Source organism: uncultured Tateyamaria sp. (genome assembly GCF_947497045.1).
Classification (GTDB): Bacteria; Pseudomonadota; Alphaproteobacteria; order Rhodobacterales; family Rhodobacteraceae; genus Tateyamaria.
Window position 1 is genome coordinate 297053 of sequence record NZ_CANMEU010000003.1, and the last position, 22898, is coordinate 319950.

At 60.6% G+C, this 22898-nt stretch carries 26 protein-coding genes and 1 pseudogene; 25 read left to right on the plus strand and 2 right to left on the minus strand.

Annotated features, from left to right (window positions below; genetic code table 11):
* Positions 1–5: 5 nt before the first annotated feature.
* The 6 genes from fabD (at position 6) to Q0859_RS08260 (ending at position 3633) form a co-directional block, all read left to right on the plus strand.
* A complete protein-coding gene (fabD, locus tag Q0859_RS08235; RefSeq protein ID WP_299149638.1) occupies positions 6–938 on the plus strand; it encodes an ACP S-malonyltransferase in 933 nt (310 codons plus the stop codon).
* Positions 931–1371 (plus strand): hypothetical protein, encoded by a 441-nt coding sequence (locus Q0859_RS08240; protein ID WP_299149641.1) that lies wholly within the window; start codon positions 931–933, stop codon positions 1369–1371. The genes fabD and Q0859_RS08240 overlap by 8 nt, the downstream gene beginning before the upstream one ends.
* A 14-nt stretch (positions 1372–1385) precedes the next feature.
* Positions 1386–2123, plus strand: a complete 738-nt coding sequence (gene fabG / locus Q0859_RS08245; protein WP_299149644.1) for a 3-oxoacyl-ACP reductase FabG — start codon at positions 1386–1388, stop codon at positions 2121–2123.
* 184 nt (positions 2124–2307) lie between these two features.
* A complete protein-coding gene (locus tag Q0859_RS08250; protein WP_299149646.1) occupies positions 2308–2541 on the plus strand; it encodes an acyl carrier protein in 234 nt (77 codons plus the stop codon).
* A gap of 145 nt (positions 2542–2686) precedes the next feature.
* Positions 2687–3223 carry a GNAT family N-acetyltransferase gene (locus tag Q0859_RS08255; RefSeq protein WP_299149649.1) on the plus strand — a complete coding sequence of 179 codons (537 nt, stop codon included), beginning with the start codon at positions 2687–2689 and terminating at the stop codon, positions 3221–3223.
* Between the two features lie 32 nt (positions 3224–3255).
* Positions 3256–3633, plus strand: coding sequence for a hypothetical protein (locus Q0859_RS08260; protein WP_299149654.1), 378 nt, complete (start codon positions 3256–3258; stop codon positions 3631–3633).
* Between the two features lie 43 nt (positions 3634–3676).
* Here the strand turns inward: Q0859_RS08260 and Q0859_RS08265 are convergent, their stop codons facing one another.
* Positions 3677–4417 (minus strand): leishmanolysin-related zinc metalloendopeptidase, encoded by a 741-nt coding sequence (locus Q0859_RS08265; protein WP_299149657.1) that lies wholly within the window; start codon positions 4415–4417, stop codon positions 3677–3679.
* A 547-nt stretch (positions 4418–4964) separates the two neighbouring features.
* Positions 4965–5618: a hypothetical protein gene (locus tag Q0859_RS08270; RefSeq protein WP_299149661.1), complete on the minus strand. Its 654-nt coding sequence runs from the start codon at positions 5616–5618 to the stop codon at positions 4965–4967.
* Between the two features lie 413 nt (positions 5619–6031).
* Between Q0859_RS08270 and fabF the strand changes: the two genes are divergently transcribed.
* The 19 genes and pseudogenes from fabF (at position 6032) to Q0859_RS08365 (ending at position 22791) form a co-directional block, all read left to right on the plus strand.
* A complete protein-coding gene (gene fabF / locus Q0859_RS08275) occupies positions 6032–7291 on the plus strand; it encodes a beta-ketoacyl-ACP synthase II (protein ID WP_299150199.1) in 1260 nt (419 codons plus the stop codon).
* Positions 7291–8457 carry an endolytic transglycosylase MltG gene (gene mltG / locus Q0859_RS08280; RefSeq protein ID WP_299149665.1) on the plus strand — a complete coding sequence of 389 codons (1167 nt, stop codon included), beginning with the start codon at positions 7291–7293 and terminating at the stop codon, positions 8455–8457. Before fabF ends, mltG begins: the two co-directional genes overlap by 1 nt.
* Positions 8458–8766: 309 nt before the next feature.
* A complete protein-coding gene (locus Q0859_RS08285; protein WP_299149667.1) occupies positions 8767–9111 on the plus strand; it encodes a hypothetical protein in 345 nt (114 codons plus the stop codon).
* A gap of 52 nt (positions 9112–9163) precedes the next feature.
* The gene (locus tag Q0859_RS08290) at positions 9164–10390 is read left to right on the plus strand and encodes a terminase family protein (protein ID WP_299150201.1); all 1227 of its coding nucleotides are present in this window, start codon (positions 9164–9166) and stop codon (positions 10388–10390) included.
* Between the two features lie 140 nt (positions 10391–10530).
* On the plus strand, positions 10531–11718 hold the full coding sequence (locus Q0859_RS08295) for a phage portal protein (RefSeq protein ID WP_299149669.1): 1188 nt from the start codon (positions 10531–10533) through the stop codon (positions 11716–11718).
* Positions 11711–11935 carry a hypothetical protein gene (locus tag Q0859_RS08300; RefSeq protein ID WP_299149672.1) on the plus strand — a complete coding sequence of 75 codons (225 nt, stop codon included), beginning with the start codon at positions 11711–11713 and terminating at the stop codon, positions 11933–11935. Before Q0859_RS08295 ends, Q0859_RS08300 begins: the two co-directional genes overlap by 8 nt.
* A 17-nt stretch (positions 11936–11952) precedes the next feature.
* Entirely contained in the window at positions 11953–12516 is a 564-nt protein-coding gene (locus Q0859_RS08305) for an HK97 family phage prohead protease (protein WP_299149675.1), read from the plus strand.
* 40 nt (positions 12517–12556) lie between these two features.
* Positions 12557–13735, plus strand: a complete 1179-nt coding sequence (locus Q0859_RS08310; RefSeq protein WP_299149677.1) for a phage major capsid protein — start codon at positions 12557–12559, stop codon at positions 13733–13735.
* Between the two features lie 167 nt (positions 13736–13902).
* Positions 13903–14496 carry a hypothetical protein gene (locus Q0859_RS08315; protein ID WP_299149679.1) on the plus strand — a complete coding sequence of 198 codons (594 nt, stop codon included), beginning with the start codon at positions 13903–13905 and terminating at the stop codon, positions 14494–14496.
* Positions 14493–14831: a head-tail adaptor protein gene (locus Q0859_RS08320; protein WP_299149681.1), complete on the plus strand. Its 339-nt coding sequence runs from the start codon at positions 14493–14495 to the stop codon at positions 14829–14831. The genes Q0859_RS08315 and Q0859_RS08320 overlap by 4 nt, the downstream gene beginning before the upstream one ends.
* Before the next feature lie 8 nt (positions 14832–14839).
* Complete coding sequence (locus Q0859_RS08325) at positions 14840–15238, plus strand: DUF3168 domain-containing protein (protein WP_366523191.1); 399 nt, start codon at positions 14840–14842, stop codon at positions 15236–15238.
* Between the two features lie 27 nt (positions 15239–15265).
* Positions 15266–15679, plus strand: coding sequence for a phage major tail protein, TP901-1 family (locus tag Q0859_RS08330; RefSeq protein ID WP_299149684.1), 414 nt, complete (start codon positions 15266–15268; stop codon positions 15677–15679).
* A 2-nt stretch (positions 15680–15681) separates the two neighbouring features.
* Complete coding sequence (locus Q0859_RS08335) at positions 15682–15999, plus strand: gene transfer agent family protein (protein ID WP_299149685.1); 318 nt, start codon at positions 15682–15684, stop codon at positions 15997–15999.
* A complete protein-coding gene (locus Q0859_RS08340) occupies positions 15996–16211 on the plus strand; it encodes a rcc01693 family protein (RefSeq protein WP_299149687.1) in 216 nt (71 codons plus the stop codon). The genes Q0859_RS08335 and Q0859_RS08340 overlap by 4 nt, the downstream gene beginning before the upstream one ends.
* Positions 16208–16873 (plus strand): phage tail tape measure protein, encoded by a 666-nt coding sequence (locus Q0859_RS08345; protein WP_299149689.1) that lies wholly within the window; start codon positions 16208–16210, stop codon positions 16871–16873. Before Q0859_RS08340 ends, Q0859_RS08345 begins: the two co-directional genes overlap by 4 nt.
* A gap of 21 nt (positions 16874–16894) precedes the next feature.
* The gene (locus tag Q0859_RS08350) at positions 16895–17527 is read left to right on the plus strand and encodes a DUF2460 domain-containing protein (RefSeq protein WP_299149691.1); all 633 of its coding nucleotides are present in this window, start codon (positions 16895–16897) and stop codon (positions 17525–17527) included.
* A complete protein-coding gene (locus Q0859_RS08355; protein ID WP_299149694.1) occupies positions 17527–18414 on the plus strand; it encodes a DUF2163 domain-containing protein in 888 nt (295 codons plus the stop codon). The genes Q0859_RS08350 and Q0859_RS08355 overlap by 1 nt, the downstream gene beginning before the upstream one ends.
* A complete protein-coding gene (locus Q0859_RS08360) occupies positions 18411–18860 on the plus strand; it encodes an NlpC/P60 family protein (protein WP_299149696.1) in 450 nt (149 codons plus the stop codon). Before Q0859_RS08355 ends, Q0859_RS08360 begins: the two co-directional genes overlap by 4 nt.
* Positions 18860–22791 (plus strand): annotated as a pseudogene (locus tag Q0859_RS08365) (glycoside hydrolase/phage tail family protein). The gene Q0859_RS08360 and the pseudogene Q0859_RS08365 overlap by 1 nt, the downstream one beginning before the upstream one ends.
* Positions 22792–22898: the final 107 nt, after the last annotated feature.

Genomic DNA, 22898 nt, shown 5'->3' on the forward strand with positions numbered 1-22898 from the left:
GCAAGATGAGTGTAGCATTCGTATTTCCGGGGCAGGGCGCGCAGACCATCGGGATGGGGCGCGATCTGGCGCAGGCCTATCCGGCGGCGCAGGCCGTGTTTGACGAGGTGGACGACGCCCTTGGCGAAAGCCTGAGCGCGTTGATCTGGGAGGGTGATGCCGACACGCTGACGCTGACCCGGAATGCGCAGCCTGCATTGATGGCGACCTCGATGGCAGCGATGCGCGCGCTTGAGGCTGAGGGCGTCGGCATTGAGCGGGCCGCGTTCGTGGCCGGGCATTCCTTGGGCGAATATTCAGCACTCTGTGCAGCAGGTGCGCTCAGCATTGCCGACACGGCGCGTCTGTTGCGCACCCGTGGCCGCGCCATGCAAGAGGCGGTGCCTGTGGGCGTGGGCGCGATGGCGGCCCTTTTGGGGTTGGACTTTGATGCGGTGGCGCAGGTTGCGGCAGAGGCCGCCGGGGGCGAGGTCTGTCAGGCCGCCAATGACAATGACCCCGGCCAGGTGGTTGTGTCGGGTCACAAGGCGGCGGTGGAGCGTGCCATTGAGTTGGCCAAGGCCAAGGGGGCCAAGCGGGCGGTGTTGCTGCCTGTCTCCGCCCCGTTCCATTGTGCGCTGATGGAGCCTGCGGCTGCGGTGATGGCGGAGGCCCTCAGCACGGTAACCTTCAACGCACCCGCCGTGCCTGTGGTCACGAATGTGCAGGCCGAAGCGGTGAGCGACCCGGATCAGTTGCGCGAAATGCTGGTGCGACAGGTGACAGGATCAGTGCGCTGGCGCGAAAGCGTGGCGTGGATGGGGGGGCAAGGTGTAACCGAAATGTGGGAGATCGGCGCGGGCAAAGCCCTGTCCGGCATGATCCGCCGCATCGATCGCAGCATCGCAAGCCGTGCGGTGGGCACCCCGGACGAGGTCAAGGCTGTGCTTGATGGCTGAACTGGTCTCGCTGGATGCGGTCACGCTTGGCGGGGTGGTTGAAACGGTGCCCTTTGCGGATCGGCTGCGGCTGATCCCCGACCTGTTTGGTCGGCTGGATGCAGCCATCGGGCAGGCGGGATTCTTCTATGTGGGGCCGCAAACGGCGCTTTACCGGATTGAAGGGGATCTGATGGAGGTGCGCGTCGGTGTGCCGCTTGATGCGCCGTTGCCGGGATTCGAGATGTTCGAGGCCCCGACAGCGGAGGCCCTGATGCAGCGTCACCGGGGTGGCTTTGACGGGCTTGCGCAAGTCTATCAGGACCTGAACGCCGAGATTGCCAATCTGGGCCGCACGCGGGGCACGTGGGCGCGCGAGATATATCGACAGGTGGCGCGCATAGCGGCCCTGAACGTGGTGGATGTCTATATTGATATGACAAATGAGACTTAAGGTAAGGGACGGATATGTTTGATCTCACAGGAAAAACAGCGCTGGTGACGGGTGCTTCGGGTGGCATTGGGGCCGATATCGCGCGCACCTTGCATGGTGCAGGGGCGACCGTTGGCCTCAGCGGGACGCGAGTGGATCCGTTGCAGGCATTGGCGGATGATCTGGGGGAGCGTGCGCATGTGCTGCCCTGCAACCTCAGCGATTTCGAGGCTGTCGATGGGCTGATCAAAGAGGCGACGGCGGCCATGGGTTCGGTCGATATTCTGGTCAACAATGCGGGCATCACCCGCGACAACCTGTTCATGCGGATGTCGGATGAGGAATGGCAGTCGGTGCTGAATGTGAACCTCACCTCGACCTTCAAACTGTGCAAGAACGTGATGCGGGGCATGATGAAGGCACGGTGGGGGCGGATCATCAACATCTCTTCCGTTGTGGGGGCCACCGGCAATCCCGGTCAGGCGAATTATGCAGCCTCCAAAGCGGGGATGGTGGGCATGTCAAAAAGCCTGGCCTACGAGGTGGCAAGCCGTGGGATCACGGTGAATGCAGTGGCGCCGGGTTTCATCGCAACCGCCATGACAGACAAGCTGACGGACGAGCAAAAGACTGGAATCATGGGGCAAATTCCCGCCGGTCGGATGGGTGAAGCGCATGAAATTGCATCCGCCGTGTTGTATCTGTCCAGCCCCGAGGCGGCTTATGTGACGGGCACCACCTTGCACGTGAATGGCGGCATGGCCATGTTATAGGCGCGCGCGCCACAACCCTTGCCATCTTTTTGGGATATGCTAAAGGGGGCGCAGATTTCAGCGTTTGGACCTTACGGGGTGCAGACGCATCACCGCCCCAAGGGGCAAAGACCAGAGCCCCGCCACGTCTGGGGACACCACTTGGGGGCGCACACTATTGCCCCGGTAGAATGAGGACAGTCATATGAGCGACATCGCGGACCGCGTGAAGAAGATCGTTGTGGAACACCTTGGTGTTGAAGAGGACAAAGTGACCGAGAATGCCTCGTTCATCGACGATCTGGGCGCTGACAGCCTTGATACAGTCGAGTTGGTCATGGCTTTCGAGGAAGAGTTCGGCATCGAAATCCCCGATGACGCCGCCGAGACCATTCAGACATTCGGCGACGCTGTGGGCTTTATTTCCAAAGCATCGTAATTTTTTCAGGCCTGTGCCTGATCAGACGGCGCTCTTCCTTGCGGAAGGGCGCCGTTTTTTGTTGCGTCGCGCGCGGGTGCTTGCCTTTCGCGCCCTTGGATGTGCAAGTTCGTAAAAAAATCAGGTGATCGGGCAGGACACCACCATGAGCAGACATGTGCCGACAATCAACACGGCGCGCACCACCTTGCGTGCGATGCGCCCCGGTGAATTTGACCGCTTTGCCGAGATCTGGGCGATGCCCGAGGTCGCGCGCCATATTGGCGGCACGCCGCGCAGCCGCGATGCCTCCTGGAAGGCGTTCATCGCCATCGCCGGGCACTGGCAGGTCACCGGGTTCGGGCAATGGGGGATCGAACAGCACCGGTCGAAATCCCTTGTCGGGCAAGCGGGCTTTTTCTATGGCGCGCGCGGCATGGGCGAGGATTTCGATGCCGTCCCCGAAGCGGGCTGGGTGCTGGCCCCCGAAGCCCAGGGCATTGGCCTCGGCCTTGAGGCGGTGCAGGCTGCCCATGACTGGTTCGACCGCGTGGTGACCGGCCCGCTGGTGTGCATGATCGACCCTGCCCACGATGCGTCGCTGCGGATTGCGGACCGGTTGGGATATGTCACGATGCGGGATGCCGCGCACGGCGACGGTGCCGTACGGTTGATGCTGAGAAAGTCGCCGCCACAGGGGTAGGGGCGTCGCTGCCTTGATGGGGAGCCGTGCGGTTGGCGGCCTTTGCTGCTGTGGACAAACGCACAGGTGAGTGGAAGCCGATCTCGGATGATATCGGCCACACCTCCGCTCCAATTGAGAACGTCATGGAACTGCTCTGCTTCTTGGCATCTCTTGGTTTCTTGATGTGTTCCATTGGCAATGATCGCCTGCCCGCCCATGCTTTGATATTGGGTGATGTTTGCCTGAGGTTCCACCATACCCGGTTTCAGAAAGATGCAGGGTTTTCACGCGGATTTGACGCGTTTCCCATCCGTGGCGATGTCCGTTTTGTGTTGAGCGGTGCCATTGAAGAGGCGACAGAATGCGTCAGCTCAAAAGGAATCCAAATCGAATTCGATCTGGCAAAGTCCCGTTTGCGCAGCGTGTGACACGCATACAGGTCCATGATGAAGAAGAACCTGACACATCGCGCTACTCCTGCAAGACAATTGGTTCGGTTCGTCCCATCCGGCACAAGTCGCAGTTGCGCACTGCTTCGGTAATGCCCGTCAAGGCAAGCTCGCGGAAGCTTGGCAGGCTGAAAGCATCCGCGCCGCTGTAGTCGACCTCATAACCGATGTCCTCGAACGAGGCGACGGACAAGCGGCTCAAGGGGCGGTCAGCCCCTGACAGAAAGCCCGTCAACAACTCATTACCGAAGATCAGTTCGCGCCAATGGCCTTCCCGCGTGCCCGCGCCGCCTGTGTTGGCCAAAGGAACGGCCCGGCCTCCATCCGGGTCGAGTGCGGCGAATTCCCTCGATGCGGCGGACCCAATGAAACGCGGGTCCATCGTACCTGTGCCGGTGATCAGGTTCTTGCGGGTCCAAAGCGTGCCGAACCCAAGCACATGTGCCATTTCATGGAGGATCACGTCCGCGAAACTGCCCCGGCTTTCGAGGCTGACCACATCCGCACTGTCGAACTCCATGATCCCGATCAGGGGAAGTTCTGGTCCGGGCCGCAAGACCGTCGGTCCCGCCTGCCCGAGAACGCCGTCCGCGCCATCAATCTCGGTGATTGAGACATCGATCCGCACGCCTGTAAGGACCGATCCCTCAAAGCGGATGGGATCGAAACCCGTGTTTATCAACCCGTCCCATCGCGTGGCTGCGCGTTCAAATACCTCGCGACGGGAGGTGGAGACCTCGTCTGAAAATGCGAGAGTGATCATATGCAGGCTGCCTTAAAAGGGTCAGGGTCGCTTGATCTAAGCAAAAGGGGGGGTGCCAATGAAACCCGAAACGGTTGGGTCAGCGAAGGACAGCCCATGAAAGGCCGGGACTTTGGCCGAAACTTGCTGGGGGCAAGCCTGCAAGACAGACTGTGAGCTGCGCCCGGCCATCAAGGATTGCTCCCGGTTGTCAAGCACAGGGTCCTGTGAGGGCATCTTCGGGCTTGGGCCGCGGTTGATTGCACAGCTACAGATATGCGGGATGGTTTCAGCGGTCAGGGCTTTGACCGGACTTGCGGCGGCGCAGCGCGGCACTCCACCCCGTGGTGGTTTGCTTGGCGGGACTTTGCTGTCGTTGGTTTCTGGCGCTTCGCTGACGCGGCATCGCTTTGCGCTCGCGGCATGTCTTCCGCAAATGCTGTAACTCACGTTGCCGATGCGGCCATTCCAATTAACTTTTTCAATTGAAATATTACGCGCACATTCACGGCACGGCACGGCGCTGGAATGGTCGACGCGCCGACAATTCAACCTCTTGCAGGCACCACTATTCGTCAAAATCGGGAATGTCCTTCGCAAGCGACTTAGGGTTGCTGTTGAAATCGTACGGGCTAGCATAGCCTGCAACGGAAACATAAAGACGGTTTTTAACGTCGTAGAGGCGTTGCAACGCTTCGTCGCGAGCGTTGTCTGTCTTGGTAAGCCCGGTCCAAACGACATAGGCATCTTGGAGCAGTGCGAGCATTATGCGCACTGGTGTCAGACAAGTCAGCAACCACCATTTACTGAAAATGGAAAGAGGCAGAAAGATAATGAACCAAAGCGCGATGAAACGCATCAAGCCAATTGTACCAAGGTCAATTCCCAACAGCAGTGGCACAACAGGTGCAAAGGCGCTTGCGCCAAAAGCGGCGAAGGCGGCGAGCCGAAGCCGAACCCAAATCACTTTTCGTCCCCTAGGACGTTGGTTTCCTCTGGTAGAACTATTTTTATCTGTTGGTAGGGTAAGGCGCCCCAGTTGTGGTACATCAAGGATGTCACCACTCCAAATGGACAGAACAATCTTCACAGCCAAAAAACAGACAGGCCAGAGGGCGATTGGCAAGACGGCTCCTGTCACAAAAGGTACAAGGCCCAAAAAAAATGTCGCGCCCCAAAGTGTAACAGAATAGTATCTGGGGTCTTCGAGCCAATCGAACATGTTAAACCTCGTGTGAGTTTACGCCAATTGGTGAATTGTATATCGGCGAAATTTGACGAAATTGGGACAATCACTGATAAAAGACAAAGAAGCGGCTGGTTTTATTTTCGCCATAGCTCTCGGTGAATTGAACTGTAAAGGCATGCCAGATGTCATATGAATGACTGGTTTTTCAACACCTGACAGAACGCCAAGTGAGGACGGTGTAGAGATTTGTCCACTGCTTGCGTACGCAGCGAGAAAATCGAATTCCCAGAGTGGGCTCAAACGCAACCATCGCTGCTATGCGGTTATCTCGGCCACACTCCTCCTCACCCTTCTATGCCCAACCCCGCCTATCCTACCGCGGGGCTTGAACAGCGGGTGGCGGGCGCGGTATGACCCGCCAACGAGAATGTGAAGGGGCAGGAATGATGCGTAGAGTCGTTGTGACGGGATTGGGTCTTGTGACGCCGTTGGCTGATGGGGTCGAAGAGAGCTGGTCGCGCATCCTTGATGGTCAGTCGGGGGCTGGTCCGATCACGGGCTTTGACACCGAAGGCCTTGCCACCACCTATGCCTGCGAAGTGCCTTTGGGTGACGGCTCGGATGGGACCTTCAATGCCGACACCTACATGGCCCCCAAGGAACAGCGCAAGGTCGATACCTTTATCATGTTCGGCCTGGCCGCAGCACAGCAGGCGGTTGAGGATTCCGGTTGGATGCCTGAAGGCAAGGAAGATCGCGAGCGCACGGGCGTTCTGATCGGCTCGGGCATCGGGGGATTGAACTCCATCGCCAACACGGCCGTGATGATGGAAGAGAAGGGCCCGCGTCGCGTCAGCCCGTTCTTTGTGCCGGGTGCGCTGATCAACCTGATCTCGGGTCAGGTCAGCATCAAATATCAGTTCAAGGGTCCGAACCATTCGGTTGTGACGGCCTGCTCGACCGGGGCCCACGCGATTGGCGATGCGGCTCGTCTGATTATGCTGGGCGATGCAGATGTGATGGTGGCCGGCGGCGCGGAGGCTGCGATCTGCAAGATCGGCATCGCGGGCTTTAACGCCTGCAAGGCGCTGTCGACCAAACGTGCGGATGATCCCAAGGCCGCGAGCCGCCCTTATGATGCGGACCGGGATGGGTTCGTTATGGGTGAGGGCGCGGGCATCGTCGTGCTGGAAGAATACGAACATGCGGTCGCGCGTGGTGCCAAGATCTATGCCGAGGTGCTAGGGTATGGTCTGTCGGGTGACGCCTATCACATCACGGCACCGTCCGAGGACGGTGAGGGCGGTGAGCGCTCCATGCGTGCGGCGTTGCGCAATGCCGGGCTTGAGCCCAAGGACATCGACTATATCAACGCGCATGGCACTTCGACCATGGCCGACACGATCGAGCTGGGTGCGGTGGAGCGGATGCTGGGTGCACATGCGGGCAGTGTCACCATGTCCTCGACCAAATCCGCGACCGGGCATCTGCTGGGGGCTGCGGGCGCGATTGAGGCGATCTTCTCGATCCTCGCGATCCGCGATCAGGTCTGTCCGCCGACCATCAACCTGGACAATCCCGCCGTGGAGACGCCTGTTGATCTGGCCCCCAATGCCAAACGGGAGCGGAAGGTTGATGTGGCCTTGTCCAACAGTTTCGGCTTTGGCGGCACCAATGCCAGTGTGATCTTTGGGAAGGTCGGCTGATGTGGCGCGGTGTTGCCTCTAATGCTCTGACGTTTCTGATTGTTGGCCTGTTTCTGGCGGGGGGCGTCATTTTGTGGGGCCGTGGACAGTATGAGGGGCCGGGGCCGCTGGCGGACGCGATCTGTTTGCAGGTCGAGCGCGGCACGAGCTTTCGCCGGGTGAGCCGCAACCTTGAGAGCCAAGGCGCTGTGAGCAGCGCGTCGATCTTTCGGGTGGGCGCGGATTATCAGGGCAAGACCGATCAGTTGAAGGCGGGCAGCTATCTGGTGGAGCCGGGTGCCTCGATGGAGCAGATCGTTGATGTCGTTACCCGTGGGGGCGCAAGCACCTGTGGCACCGAAATCGTGTACCGCATCGGTGTGAACCGGCTGAGCGCGCAGGTCCGCGAGTTGGATCCCGCCGACAATCGGTTTGTAGAGCGGGTCGCTTTCCAGCCCGGCGTCGAAGAGACCCCGGAGCTTTACACCGAAAAGCGCGCCGAGCAGGACACCCGCTATCGTGTGGCGTTGGCTGAGGGGGTGACGAGCTGGCAGGTCGTTGACGCCTTGCGCAACATGGAGGTGCTGGAGGGTGACGTCGCAGAGATCCCGCCCGAGGGTGCGTTGGCCCCTGACAGCTATGAGGTGCGCCCCGGTGATGTGCGCGCTGAGTTACTCGCGCAGATGGCGGAGCGTCAGGAGGCGATTGTGTCCGAAGCCTGGACCTCGCGCGATCCTGATCTGCCGCTGGAGACCCCTGAGGATTTGTTGACCCTCGCCTCGATTATCGAGAAGGAAACCGGGGTTGCCGAAGAACGCGAGACGGTGGCCAGCGTCTTTATCAATCGTTTGAACCGGGGGATGCGCCTGCAAACCGATCCGACGGTCATTTATGGTGTGACCAAGGGGCAGGGCGTGTTGGGCCGTGGTTTGCGCCGGTCCGAACTGCGTGAGGCGACGCCTTGGAACACCTATGTCATCGAAGGGTTGCCGCCGACCCCGATTGCAAACCCGGGCCGTGCCAGCCTGATGGCGGCGGGGCAGCCTGCGGATACGACCTATGTGTTCTTTGTCGCGGATGGCACGGGCGGTCATGCGTTTGCCGAGACGCTGGACGAGCACAACCGCAATGTGGCGCGCTGGCGTGAGATCGAGGCGGAGCGTGCAAACCAGAGCGATGATGGGTGAGGCGTGAGGTGGGCAGGATTGCCCACCCTACGGTCAGCGGCGCGCACGCACGTTAGGGTTGTGCAGTGACATCATGGGTTTAGCCTGCGCGTTAACCGTTATTTAACCAGAAAAGTAGGATTTTGTTAAGTATACCGTACGCTTAGCAGGTGGTGCGATCTATCAAGATGCTTGACTCAGCGAACGGTTGCACGTATAACTTGTGACAAGCTAGGAAAAGTGGGTCAGCGACCGTCGGAGCAATCCGGGGTCGCTTTTTCATTTTGCTCGTGCGGGGACACACTCCAACGCATGAGAGGTTATGCACACATGACACTAATCACCCCGGAGCTTGAAGAAGCTCGTATCGAGGAGTTGTTCTCTTCGGTGCAGGATTCGGTACGCGGTTTGCGGCACGAATTCGAAGCCCTCAGAGAAAGGGTCGCACAGGGGGAGGACGTCAAAGTCGCAGAGATCAAGTCCAAGATATCGGACATGAATTCTGTCATGATCAATTGCCAGAAGCTGGAGGTATCGCTTGCTGATATCCGACAAAAGCAAAGCCGGATCGCACAAGGGGGCTATGCCCTTGATCTCGACAAAGCCCGCGCTGACATACGCTGCGCGCTTGCTCGCATCCGCCCCTGTTGCGGTGCGGGAGCAGTTTCTGAATGAGTTGGACGAGGGCGCCCTGGGCGCCCTCCCTTTTCTGTTCGAGTTCTGGGCGATGGAACATCAATTGCCCCCTGAAGGCGATTGGCGCACATGGGTCATCATGGGCGGGCGGGGTGCGGGCAAGACCCGCGCCGGGGCCGAGTGGGTCCGTTCGATGGTCGAGGGTGCGGCCCCGTTTGACCCCGGCAAGGCCCGCCGCGTGGCGTTGGTCGGCGAGACCATCGATCAGGTCCGCGAAGTGATGATTTTTGGCGAAAGCGGTATTCTGGCCTGCTCGCCCCCTGACCGTCGCCCTGTATGGGTTGCGGGTCGCAAGCGTCTTGAGTGGCCCAACGGGGCTGTTGCCACGGTGCACACCGCCTTTGACCCCGAGGGTCTGCGGGGGCCGCAATTTGATGCGGCCTGGGTTGATGAGCTGGCCAAGTGGAAAAAGGCACGCGCGACCTGGGATATGTTGCAGTTTGCATTGCGTTTGGGGCAGGATCCGCGGGTTTGTGTGACCACCACGCCGCGCAATGTGGGTGTGCTGAAGGATTTACTGGAGATGCCGTCGACCGTCACGACCCATGCCGCCACCGAGGCCAATGCGGCCAATCTGGCGGCGTCCTTTCTGGAGGAGGTCCGCGCACGCTATCACGGTACGCGGTTGGGCCGTCAGGAGCTGGATGGCGTGTTGTTGAGCGATGCGGAAGGTGCGCTCTGGACCACCGAGATGCTGGAAGCCTGCCATCGCAAGGAGGTGACTGGTTTTGATCGGATTGTTGTGGGCCTTGACCCGGCGGTGACCAGCGGGTCCTCGGCAGATGAGTGCGGTATTGTTGTGGTGGGCGCCCATATGCAGGGTCCGCCGCAGGACTGGACCGCCCACGTGATCGCCGATGTATCCGTGCAGGGGGCTCGCCCGTCGGAATGGGCCCGCGCGGCGGTGGCGGCGGTGGACCGCTGGCAGGCCGACCGGCTGGTGGCTGAGGTCAATCAGGGCGGGCAGATGGTGGGTGAGGTGGTCCGCCAGATCGATCCGTTGGTCCCGTATCGCGCGGTCCATGCCACGCGCGGCAAGATCGCCCGCGCCGAGCCTGTGGCCGCATTATATGAGCAGGGCCGTGTCACCCATGCCCCGGACCTGTCCGCCCTTGAGGATCAGATGGTGGCGATGACCAGGCGTGGTTTTGTCGGCACAGGCTCGCCGGACCGGGTGGATGCGTTGGTCTGGGCGCTGCATGAGTTGATGATCGAGCCGGCGCGGGAATACCGTCGTCCGGGGGTGCGCGGGTTGTGAGCGACCCTCCGGGGGGAGTTTATTTGGCAAGATGAAGCGAGGGCGGCGTTGGGGACAGCGCGCGCCCTTTTTTGTTGCCTGAAATTGAGTTGAACGGCGGGCGAGTGCCCGGATCGGAACACGTGAAGGAGACCTGAAACATGGTGTTTGATTTCTTTCGGAACCGCGCTGTGGCGGATGTACCAGAGCAGAAGGCAAGTGCCACGGGCAAGGTTGTGGCGTGGCAGACGGGGGGCCGTGTCGCCTGGAGCCCGCGCGATGCGGTGTCGCTGACCCGGTCGGGCTTTTCCGGCAATCCGGTGGGCTTTCGCTCGGTCAAGCTGATTGCCGAAGCTGCTGCTGCGTTGCCTTTGGTGTTGCAGGATGCGGAGCAGCGGTTTGAAGCCCATCCCTTGCTGGCCCTCATCAAGCGCCCCAATCCGGGGCAGGGCCGTGCGGAGTTGCTGGAGGCGCTGTTTGCCCAGCTTTTGCTGTCGGGCAATGCCTATGTGGAGGCTGTTGCGGGCGAGAGTGGTGCACCGCTGGAACTGCATGTGTTGCGCTCGGACCGGATGTCGGTGGTGCCGGGGTCGGATGGCTGGCCGGTTGCCTATGACTATTCGGTGGGGGGCAAGACCCACCGCTTTGACGCCTCGGGCCCCTTGAGTCCGATTTGTCATATCAAGTCCTTTCACCCGCAGGATGATCATTACGGGTTTTCCCCGATGCAGGCCGCAGCGATGGCGCTGGATGTCCATACTGCCGCCTCGCGTTGGTCGAAGTCGTTGCTGGACAATGCGGCGCGCCCGTCAGGTGCCATTGTCTATCGCGGTCAGGAGGGGCAGTCGCAGCTGTCGACGGACCAATATGATCGGTTGGTGTCGGAAATCGAGACCAACCATTCGGGTGCGCGCAATGCGGGTCGACCGATGTTGCTGGAAGGTGGGCTGGATTGGAAGCCGATGGGCTTTTCCCCGTCGGACATGGAGTTTCAGAAGACCAAGGAAGCCGCCGCGCGCGAGATTGCCCTGGCCTTTGGGGTGCCGCCCATGCTGCTGGGCATACAAGGTGATGCGACTTACGCCAATTATCAGGAGGCCAACCGCGCATTTTACCGATTGACCGTGTTGCCCTTGGCGACCCGTGTCGCCGCAACACTTGCGGAGTGGTTGGGGGCTCATACGGGCGAGGATGTCATCCTGACCCCCGATCTTGATCAGGTGTCGGCCTTGTCCGCCGAGCGCGACGCCCAATGGGCCCGCGTATCGAGTGCGGATTTTCTGAGTGCTGCAGAAAAGCGCCGGATGCTGGGCTTGCCCGCGCTGGCGGAGGAGGGTGTGGATGGATGAGACCACATTCGAGCGATTTGCCTGTGCACCCGGGTTGCGCCTTGAGGCGCATGAGCGGTTGAGCGCGGTGCATCTGGATAATCTATGCAAGCGTCTGGACCGCATTGAAGAGCTGATGGAGCGGCTGGAGAGGCGTCTTTGGCTCACCGTTTACGGGGTGGTTGCGGCCGTTCTGAGCACGGGGCTTCAATCCATCATGGCGGCCATTCCACACTAATTCCGAGGAGAATAGAGATGCAGGCAGAGACCGGTCTTGAAACAAAATTCGCGCGCTTTGGTGAGGGGATCAAAGTGCAGGACGATCACGTGATTGAGGGCTATGCCAGTCTGTTTGGTGCCTGCGATCAGGGTGGCGATATTGTCAGTGCGGGGGCTTATGCCGCCTCGCTTGGTGCGATCAAGGCGGAGGGTCGCCGCGTCAAGATGCTGTGGCAGCATGACCCGACCTTGCCCATTGGCGTGTGGGACGAGGTCCGCGAGGATACCCGCGGTCTTTGGGTCAAGGGCCGTTTGTTGCCTGAGGTCGCCAAGGGCCGTGAGGCGCTCGAGTTGATCGCGGCGGGTGCCATAGACGGGCTGTCCATCGGCTATCGCACCGTCAAATCGGCAAAGAACACCAAGGGCCAGCGGCTCTTGACCGAACTGGAGCTTTGGGAGGTGTCGCTTGTGACCTTTCCAATGCTGCCCAGTGCGCGCGTGGCAGCCAAGACCGATGAACTGGTCCTGGATCACGATGCCATGCTGCGCGATATGGCGGAGGCCCTGTGGCTTGCCCGCGAAAGTCTGGCGCAGCGCTGAGGCGCGGGGCCGTTAACGACCACAAATCAAGGACATGCTGATGAGCAAGACCGAGATCAAGGCTCGGGCCGGGGAAGGTTTGTCCCCCGTCCAGGATGTTGCGGAGGCCATGACAGGTTTCGTAACGGAAATCAAAGGCTTCAAAGCCGACATTCAAACCAAACTTCAACAAACGGAAGAGCGACTGACCATGCTGGATCGGGAAAATATGACTGCGGTGCGTACCCCTTTGGCTGGTGCCGTCGACCTGGGCGCGCCTCATCAGAAGGCGTTCAATGCCTATCTGCGTGCGGGCGATGATGATGGCCTGCGTGGCCTTGAGTTGGAGGGCAAGTCGCTGTCCACGGCTGTCAATTCGGATGGTGGCTATCTTGTCGATCCGCAGACCTCGGACACGGTGAAGTCGGCGCTGAATGCGACTGCCTCCATCCGCTCGATCGCGTCTGTGGTGAATGTCGAGGCGACGTCTTATGACGTGCTGGTCGATCATGGTGATATCGGGACGGGCTGGGCCACGGAGACTGCCAACCTGACCGAGACAGATACCCCCCAGATCGACCGCATCACCATTCCACTGCACGAGTTGTCGGCGCTGCCCAAGGCATCGCAGCGGTTGCTGGATGATGCCGCATTTGACATCGAAGGCTGGCTTGCCGGTCGCATCGCCGACAAGTTCTCGCGTGCTGAGGCTGCGTCCTTTGTGGCGGGTGACGGTATCGACAAGCCCAAGGGCTTTTTGGCCCACACGTCCGTCGACAATGACATCTGGACCTGGGGCAACCTTGGTTATGTGCCCACGGGCACCGATGGCGATGTGACGGCCGAAGCGATCATCGATGTGGTTTACGCGCTTGGGGCTGAATATCGCGCCAACGCGACCTTTGTGATGAACTCAAAGACGGCTGGTTTGGTGCGCAAGCTGAAGGACAATGACGGTCGTTTCCTGTGGACGGACGGTCTGGCGGCGGGTCAGCCTGCGGTTCTGATGGGCTACCCTGTCCTCATTACCGAGGATATGCCGGATGCCACAACAGGTGCGGATGCCATCGCCTTTGGTGACTTTGCCGCTGGTTACACTGTGGCCGAGCGCCCCGATCTGCGCGTGCTGCGCGATCCCTTCAGCGCCAAGCCCCATGTCCTGTTCTATGCCACCAAACGTGTGGGCGGCGATGTGAGCGACTTTGCTGCCATCAAGTTGCTGAAATTCGCCACGGTCTAATGGCCTGAAGCGGATCATCGGGGAGGGGCCTTGCGGTTGCTCCCCGGTGCCGGGTGCGTGCTGGAAGTGCGCCGTGTTGTCTAGCTGCTCCCCTCCGTCCGAGCAATGCGGACTGGCGCGCGCCCGGACCAAGGGGTGAGGGGCCATAAGTCGTGTGGAGATGTTCCATGATGTTGATCGAAGAAACCACGGTGCCCGATGCGGCGCTGCCGGTTGAGGAATTCAAGGCGCATCTGCGTCTGGGCAGCGGGTTTGGCAATGACAGTGTGCAAGACGCTGTTTTGACGGGCTTTCTGCGGGCGGCGGTGGCCGCAATCGAGGCGCGCACGAACAAGGTGCTGATTGAGCGCGATTTCAAGCTGTCGGTGAATGACTGGCAGTCGGGTGACGCGCAAGCTTTGCCGGTAGCACCGGTGCAGGTCGTGACGGGCTTGAGCCTTGTGGATCGTGCTGGCGTTGAAACCCCCGTCGATGGCGCGGTGTTCTGGCTTGAACGCGACGCCCATCGTTCGCGCGTGCGTGCGGTGGGTGCGGCCTTGCCCCAGATTCCGGTGGCCGGCCACGTGGATGTCACTTTTCGCGCGGGGTTTGCCCCGGTGTTGAGTGGTGCGCCTGTTGATCTGGTGCAGGCGGTCATGTTGCTGGCCGCCCACTATTACGAATTCCGCCACGAGACCACGCTGAGCGAGGGCTGCATGCCCTTTGGTGTGACCAGCCTGATCGAGCGTTACAAGGTGTTTCGCCTGGGAGGTGCGCGGTGAGCGTGCCGCGCCTGAACTGGCGCCTGACCCTTGAGGCTCCTGCCCATGCCCCGGACGGGGCCGGGGGATTTGCCGAGGTCTGGACCGCGCTTGGCGTGGTGTGGGCCGATCTGGCGGCCCGGACTGGCCGCGAAACGTTTCGCGGTGGTGCTGCGGTGTCGCGTGTGCCGTTTTCGATCATCGTGCGGGCTGCGCCCGTGGGTCATCCTGAACGTCCGGTGCCGAACCAGCGGTTTCGTGATGGCAACCGGCTGTTTCACATCCGTTCCGTGGCCGAGCGCGACCCTGAGGGCCGCTATCTGGTGTGTACGGCGGATGAGCAGGTGGTTGTATGAGCTATGCCATGTCTGCTGCCCTTCAGTCGGCTGTTTTTGCCGCGCTGAGCGCTGATCCGGCGGTTGTCGCCTCGGTTGGTACTGCCGTCTATGACGCGCTGCCCAGTGGGATGTTGCCGTCGATCTATGTCAGCCTTGGCCCCGAGACGGTCTTTGAGCAGGACGATAAGACCGGGCGCGGGGCGACCAATCGTTTCATCGTGTCCGTTGTCACCGACGTGCCCGGTTTCTACGCGGCCAAGGTTGCCGCAGGAGCCGTTTGTGATGCGTTGCACGAGGTGGATCTGCCCCTGACACGGGGCCGCCTCGTGTCGTTGCGCTTTGATCGTGCCCGCGCCCTCAAGATCGATAATGGCGCGCGTCGCCGGATCGATCTGACGTTCCGGGCGCGGACCGAAGAAACCTAAATCCTTACTATTGAACGGAGAATACCTATGGGTGCTCAGAACGGGAAAGACCTGTTGATCAAGGTCGACATGACCTCGGATGGACAGTTTGAGACGATTGCGGGTCTGCGGGCCACGCGCGTCAGCTTTAACGCCGAGACGGTGGATGTGACCAGCCTTGAGAGCCAGGGCGGGTGGCGCGAGTTGCTGTCGGGTGCGGGTGTGCGGTCGGCCAATATCTCGGGCTCGGGTGTGTTCAAGGATGAAGGCACGGATGAGCGGGCCCGCCAGATCTTTTTCGATGGGGAGACCCCGAATTTTCAGGTCATCATCCCTGATTTCGGCATCGTGGAAGGCCCGTTTCAGGTGTCCGCCCTTGAATATAGCGGCAGCCATAATGGCGAGGCCACCTATGAGGTCACCATGGCTTCGGCGGGCGCGCTTGCGTTCACTGCGATCTGAGCATGGTCAATCCTTGGAGGGGAGAGGTTGTGCTGGTGGTCAATGGTGAGCGGTGCGTGATGCGCCTGACCCTTGGGGCCCTTGCGGGTCTTGAGGTGGCACTGGCTGAGCCGTCCATGATTGCGCTGGTGGAACGCTTTGAGCAGAGCCGCTTTTCGAGCGCTGATGTGCTTGCCCTGCTCAAGGCCGGATTGACCGGAGCGGGGTTTAAGGACGCAGCCCAAGCCCTTGATCATGCTGAGATCGAAGGTGGGCCGATGACTGCGGCCCGCGCGGCGGCGGAATTGATCGCCCGCACCTTTGTGGTGCCTGAGCCGTGAGGGCCGGCCTCGACTGGCCCGCTTTGATGCGGGCCGGAATGCAGGGTTTGCGCCTCACACCGGATGCGTTCTGGGCGCTGACCCCTGCCGAATTGCAGGTGATGCTGGGCGATCCTGCGGCCTCTGCGCCGCTGCTGAGCGATGGCTTGGACGCGCTGATGGCCGCCTGGCCTGACAGCACCGACACGACACCGGAAGGGGGTCTGAAATGAGTGATTACAGAGACGAGATCGAGGAGCTGGAGGACCAGACAGACGGCTTGCGCCAGACCCTCGATGCGACCTCGACCATGGTGACCGGCTTTGACAGCGAATTGCGCCGGATGCGGGAGAGTCTGGCCGCGACGGGCAAGGACGTGGCGACCCTGGAAAAGGGCATGTCGCGCGGGCTGCGCAAGGCTTTTGATGGTTTGGTGTTTGATGGGTTGAGCCTGTCGAGCGCGCTCGAGACCGTTGGCAATTCGATGATCAATGCGACCTACAATGCCTCGATCAAGCCGGTCACTAATCACGTCGGTGGTTTGCTGTCTTCGGGCGTGAACAGCCTTGTGGGTGGCCTTTTGCCCTTTGCGGATGGTGCCCCGTTCAGTCAGGGCCGCGTGATGCCCTTTGCGGCGGGTGGCATCGTCAGCTCGGCCACCCCGTTCGGGATGCGCGGTGGCATGGGCGTGATGGGCGAGGCGGGGCCGGAGGCGATCATGCCATTGGCCCGTGGCCCGGATGGCAAGCTGGGCGTGCGCGGTGGCGGCGGCACCGCTTCCCCCACGGTTGTTATGAACATCACAACGCCGGACGTGCAGGGTTTTGCCCGTTCGCAAAACCAGATTGCAGCACAAATGAATCGCGCCCTCGGGCGTGCCAATCGCAATCGTTAAGACGTTAGGGGAGCTAACAACATGCAATTTCACGAGGTTCGATTTCCGGCATCGCTGAGCTTTGGGTCCGTTGGCGGCCCTGAGCGGCGCACCGAAGTGGTCACGCTCGCCAATGGCTTTGAGGAGCGCAACACCCCCTGGGCACATTCGCGTCGCCGCTATGATGCGGGGCTTGGCATGCGCTCGCTTGACGACATTGAGACGCTGATCGCCTTTTTCGAGGCCCGGCGCGGCCAGATGTACGGGTTTCGCTGGAAAGACTGGTCGGATTACAAATCCGGCGTGTCCAGTGCCGCCCCGGTCTTTGATGATCAGGTCATCGCGGTGGGGGATGGGGAGACATTGTCGTTCTCGCTGATCAAGACCTATCAGTCCGGTCCCCACAGCTATGCCCGCCCGATCACCAAGCCTGTGCTTGGCACCGTGCGCGTGGGTGTGGCAGCGGATGAAATGCAGGAAGGTGTGGATTATACGCTGGATATCGATGCGGGCCTGATCACCTTCGCGCATGCCCCCGAACGGGACGTGGACGTGACCGCCGGGTTCGAGTTTGACGTGCCTGTCCGCTTTGACACGGATCAGATCCAGACCTCCGTTGCCAGTTTTCAGGCGGGGAGCGTGCCCAATGTGCCTGTGGTTGAGGTGCGTGTCTGATGGCCGGGCAAAGCAAAGAGTTTCTAGACCATGCAGCCCTTGGATTGACGACCTTGTGCCGTGCATGGGCGATCACCCGTGTCGATGGCACGGATTATGGGTTCACTGACCATGATGGCAATCTGGAATTTGACGGGATCACCTTCCGTGCCGACACCGGGCTGACGGCCTCGGCTCTGGCCCAGAGCACCGGCCTGAGTGTTGACAACACCGAGGCCCTGGGTGCGCTCTCGGATGCTGCGATCCGCGAGGACGACATCGAGGCGGGCCGTTTTGACAGTGCGGAGGTACGTGCGTGGTTGGTCAACTGGGTTGATCCTGATGTGCGCTGGTTGCAGTTTCGCGGCACCATCGGCGAGATCCGCCGCTCTGGCGGTGCGTTTCATGCGGAATTACGTGGTCTGACCGAGGCGTTGAACCGCCCCTTGGGCCGTATCTATCAAAAGCCCTGTACGGCTGTTCTGGGCGATCGCGCCTGCGGTTTTGATGTGTCTGCGCCGGGATACCGATTTGAAGGCCCTGTTGATCGCGTGCGGGATGGGCGCGTGTTCGAGTGGGATGCCCTGAATGGGTTTGAACCCAACTGGTTCACGCGCGGCCGTCTTGATGTGCTGGATGGTGCTGCTGCCGGCCTGTGGGGCATGATCAAGCGCGACACGTTTGTCGATGGTGTACGTCAGGTCGAGCTGTGGGAGCCCATTCGTGGTCTGATCGCGGATGGGTCTGCCATGCGCCTCACGGCCGGGTGCGACAAGCGGTTTGATACCTGTCGTTTGAAGTTCAACAACCTGCTGAACTTTCAAGGCTTTCCCGATTTGCCAAGTGATGACTGGGTCATGGCCTATCCCACAAGCGGCGGGACCAACAGTGGGGGGAGCCTGCGATGACGGTGTGTGCTGATCGGATCATTGCGGAGGCCCGCACATGGGTTGGAACGCCCTATGTCCACCAGATGGCTGCCAAGGGGGCGGGGTGTGATTGTCTGGGCCTGGTGCGCGGCGTGTGGCGCGGTGTCTTTGGTGCGGAGCCTGAACGCCCGCCCGCCTATTCGATGGACTGGTCCGAGCCGCAGGGGGAAGAGCGCCTTTGGGCGGCCGCCTTGCGTCATTTGCGCGCCAAGCCCTTGGATGTTCCGGCTGTGGGCGATGTGGTGTTGTTTCGCATGCGTGCGGATGCGGTTGCCAAACATCTCGGCATTCAGTCCGCCACGGGGTCGGATGCCCGGTTCATTCATGCCTATAGCGGCCACGGCGTTGTGGAAAGCCCGATGAGTGTGCCTTGGGCCCGCCGGATCGTGGCCCGCTTTGAGTTTCCATTTGAGGAGATCTGCTGATGGCTACTGTTGTTCTTTCGGCCGCGGGGGCCGCGATTGGCGGTTCTGTTGGCGGCTCTGTCCTTGGTTTATCTTCGGTTGCCATTGGTCGTGCGGTCGGTGCCACACTGGGCCGCGTCATCGATCAACGTCAGAGTGGGACTGACCAGCGCGTCAGCGGTCAGGGTGCGCAGATTGTCGAAACCGGCAAGGTCGACCGGCTGCGCTTGACCAATTCGGGTGAGGGGGCAGCGATTGCCCAGCTTTATGGGCGTATGCGCATGGGCGGGCATGTCATTTGGGCATCGGATTTTCTTGAGACTGTGACCGTCACCGGGGGCGGCGGTGGTGGAGGTGGTGGTGATACTGGCGGTGGCGGTAAAGGGGGCGGCGGGGGTGGTACACCTGCACCGAGCACACCAGCGACGCCGATCACCCGCGAATATCACTATTCGGTCAGTTTGGCCCTTGCTGTGTGTGAAGGTGAGATCACCCGCATTGGTCGCGTCTGGGCAGATGGTGAAGAAATCTCGCCCTATGATCTTAACATGCGCGTCTACACCGGCACGGCTGATCAATTGCCCGACCCGCTGATCGAAGCGACCGAAGGGCAGGGTCTGGTCCCTGCGTATCGTGGTACGGCTTATGTCGTCATCGAGAACCTTGCCCTTCAGGCTTACGGCAACCGGGTTCCTCAATTTTCCTTTGAGGTGATCCGGCCTGAACAGGTTGACCAAGATGGTGCCGACGAAGAGATCACCCGCGCTGTGCGTGCTGTCGCGCTAATGTGAACACGCCTGCGGGTCGGTCAGATTTTTCGGTGTCTTTGGATGCGTTGCGGGACGAGTTGCCCAATTGTGAGGCCGCATCCCTGATCGTGTCCTGGTTTGGCAGCGACTTGCGGTGCGGGTCCTGCACCGTCAAACCCAAGGTCGAGCGCAAGGATATTGAGGGCGAGAAGTTTTCGTGGCGCGCTGGCGGTATCAACCGCTCCGCTGCGGAGCGGATTGCGCTGTTGGAGGGTCGCCCGGTCTATGGGGGTACGCCTGCAGATGGTGCGGTGATCGAAGCCATCCGTGGCATGCGCGCCGCCGGTCAGGCGGTGATGTTCTACCCCTTCATTCTGATGGACCAGATGGAAGGTAATACACTGCCCGACCCCTACAGCGATGCCACGGGTCAGCCGCATCTGCCATGGCGTGGCCGGATCACGCTGTCCAAAGCCCCTGGAGTTGCCGGTTCGCCCGATGGCACGGCGATTGCCGACGCCGAGGTGGATGCCTTTTTTGGCACCGTGACCGCATCGGATTTCAGCGTCGGATCGAGTGTTCAGTACACCGGACCCGCCAATGAGTGGTCGCTGTCGCGCTTTATCCTGCACTACGCGGCCTTGTGTAGGGCTGCGGGCGGTGTGGATTCATTCTGTATCGGTTCCGAAATGCGCGGCCTGACCCAGATCCGGGGTGCTGGCAATATGTTCGTGGCTGTTGAAAGACTGCGCCAGCTTGCAGCCCAGGCCCGTGCGTTGTTGGGGCCTGACACCAAGATCAGCTATGCCGCTGACTGGACTGAATATTTCGGCTTTCAACCGCAGGACGGGACCGGAGATCGGTATTTCCATCTTGATCCCCTTTGGGCGGATGAGAACATCGATTTCGTCGGGATCGACAATTACATGCCGCTGTCGGATTGGCGTGATGGCGTCGAGCATGTGGATGCGGAGTGGGATAATATCTACAACCTCGACTATCTGCGCGCGAATGTGGCGGGTGGTGAAGGGTATGACTGGTTCTATCATTCAGAGGAGGCCAGTGCCGCGCAAATCCGCACACCGATCGCAGATGATGCGTACGATGAGCCGTGGATCTGGCGCTTTAAGGATATTCGCAATTGGTGGTCCAACGCGCACCACAATCGTGTTGGCGGTGTGCGGGCGGATGTACCAACCGATTGGGTCCCTGGGTCCAAGCCGGTCTGGTTCACCGAAATGGGATGCGCCGCGATTGATAAGGGCACGAACCAGCCCAATAAGTTTCTGGATCAGAAATCGTCCGAGAGCAGCTTGCCCAAATATTCGAGCGGTGCGCGCGACGATCTGATCCAAAAGCAGTATCTGCGCGCCATGCACAGCTATTGGGGGGATGTGGCCAACAATCCGATCTCGGAAATCTATGACGCGCCGATGGTCAACATGTCACGCGCGTTCGTTTGGGCGTGGGATACGCGGCCTTATCCGTTCTTTCCCAACGCTTTGGACCAATGGTCGGATGGGAGCAACTATACGCGGGGTCACTGGATCAATGGGCGCACATCGTCGCGCAGCCTGGCCTCTGTCGTTGGCGAGATCTGTGATCGGGCGGGGCTGTCCGATTATGACACCACCCGCCTTTACGGTTATGTGCGTGGATACGTGATCGACGACGTATCGGATGCGCGCAGTGCCTTGCAGCCTTTGATGCTGCAAAATGCCTTTGACGCGGTTGAGCGGGATGGTGTGCTGAAGTTCATTTCGCGGACGGGTGAAGACGAGGTCGCCTTGGCCCCGGAGCAATTGGCGATCCATTCCGATCTTGAGGGCCGGCTTGAGCAGTCGCGCGAGTCCAACGCCGAATTGGCGGGCCGCGTGCGGTTGCGGTTTGTGCAAACGGACGGGAACTTTGACATTCTGTCGGAGGAGGCTGTGTTGCCGGATGATGCGACCCATTCCGTGTCAACGAGCGAATTGCCAATGGCCCTGACGCGCGCGGAGGGTCGGCAGATCACCGAAAGATGGCTGGCCGAATCCCGCATCTCACGCGAGTCGGTGCGACTTGCGTTGCCGCCTTCATTGATTGGTGTAGGCGTGGGGGATATCATCGAGGTCGCTGCCGATCAGGCCGAAGGGCCGGGCAAGTACCGTGTGGACCGGGTCGAACAGGGTGCGATGCAATTGATCGAAGCGGTCCGCATCGAGCGCGAGGTTTATCAGCCATCTGATCTGTCGGACGAATTGGCAGCTGTAAAGGAATTCATCCCGCCGGTGCCGCTGACGTCTGTGTTTCTCGATTTGCCGTTGATGACAGGGGATGAAATTGAACACGCCCCCCATGTCGCGGTGACCGGGACTCCGTGGCCGGGAAGCGTTGCAATCTATCAATCCCCAACGGATTCTGGGTTTGCCCTGAATTCGGTTGTTGCTGCCCGTGCAACTGTTGGCTTTACGCAAACGCCGCTCGTCGCTGCAAAGCCGGGCGTGATTGATCGTGGTAATGCGCTTGAGGTTACGTTGCTGAATGGCACTCTGTCTTCGGTGTCGGATGCCGCGTTGCTGAATGGTGCAAACCTGATTGCGGTTGGGGATGGATCACCGAACAACTGGGAGCTGATGCAGTTTCGCGACGCTGAGCTGATCGCGCCGGGTCAATACCTGCTGAGCCATCGTTTGCGCGGTCAACTGGGGTCGGATGCGACGACAGCTGATGTTTGGCCGACGGGGTCATGGGTGGTTGTGATGAATGGTTTGCCGTCGCAGATCAGTCTCAAGCGGAACTTGCGTCGGGTGTCTCAGACCTTCCGCATCGGCCCGGCCCGCAGGCCCTATGATGATCCGTCCTACGAGGAGAGTGTACACGCGTTTGATGGAAACGGGTTGCGCCCCTATCGCCCGGCGCATCTGCGCGCGCTTGCGGATGGTCCTGATCTTGCGGTGCAGTGGATACGCCGCACCCGGCTTGATGGCGATGATTGGGAGTTGCCGGATGTGCCTTTGGCCGAGGAGGGGGAAGCCTACACCGTGCGCGTCATGCAAGGCGCGCAGGCGCTTCGGGAAGAGATCGTCAACACGTCTGACTGGACCTATACTGCGGCCATGCAATTGTCGGATGGTCTGAGCGGGGCCTATCAAATCGTTGTGGCGCAGAATTCGGCGCGATATGGTCCAGGTCCATTTCAGTCAATTGATCTGGTCGCATGAACACCTCTTTGGGGTCTCGGTATTACTTGTTGAGAACCCATCGCGAACCGCGATCATGCCGATCACAGGTTTGCGTTTGGCGAATGGGCCTTATTTAGGGTAAGAAC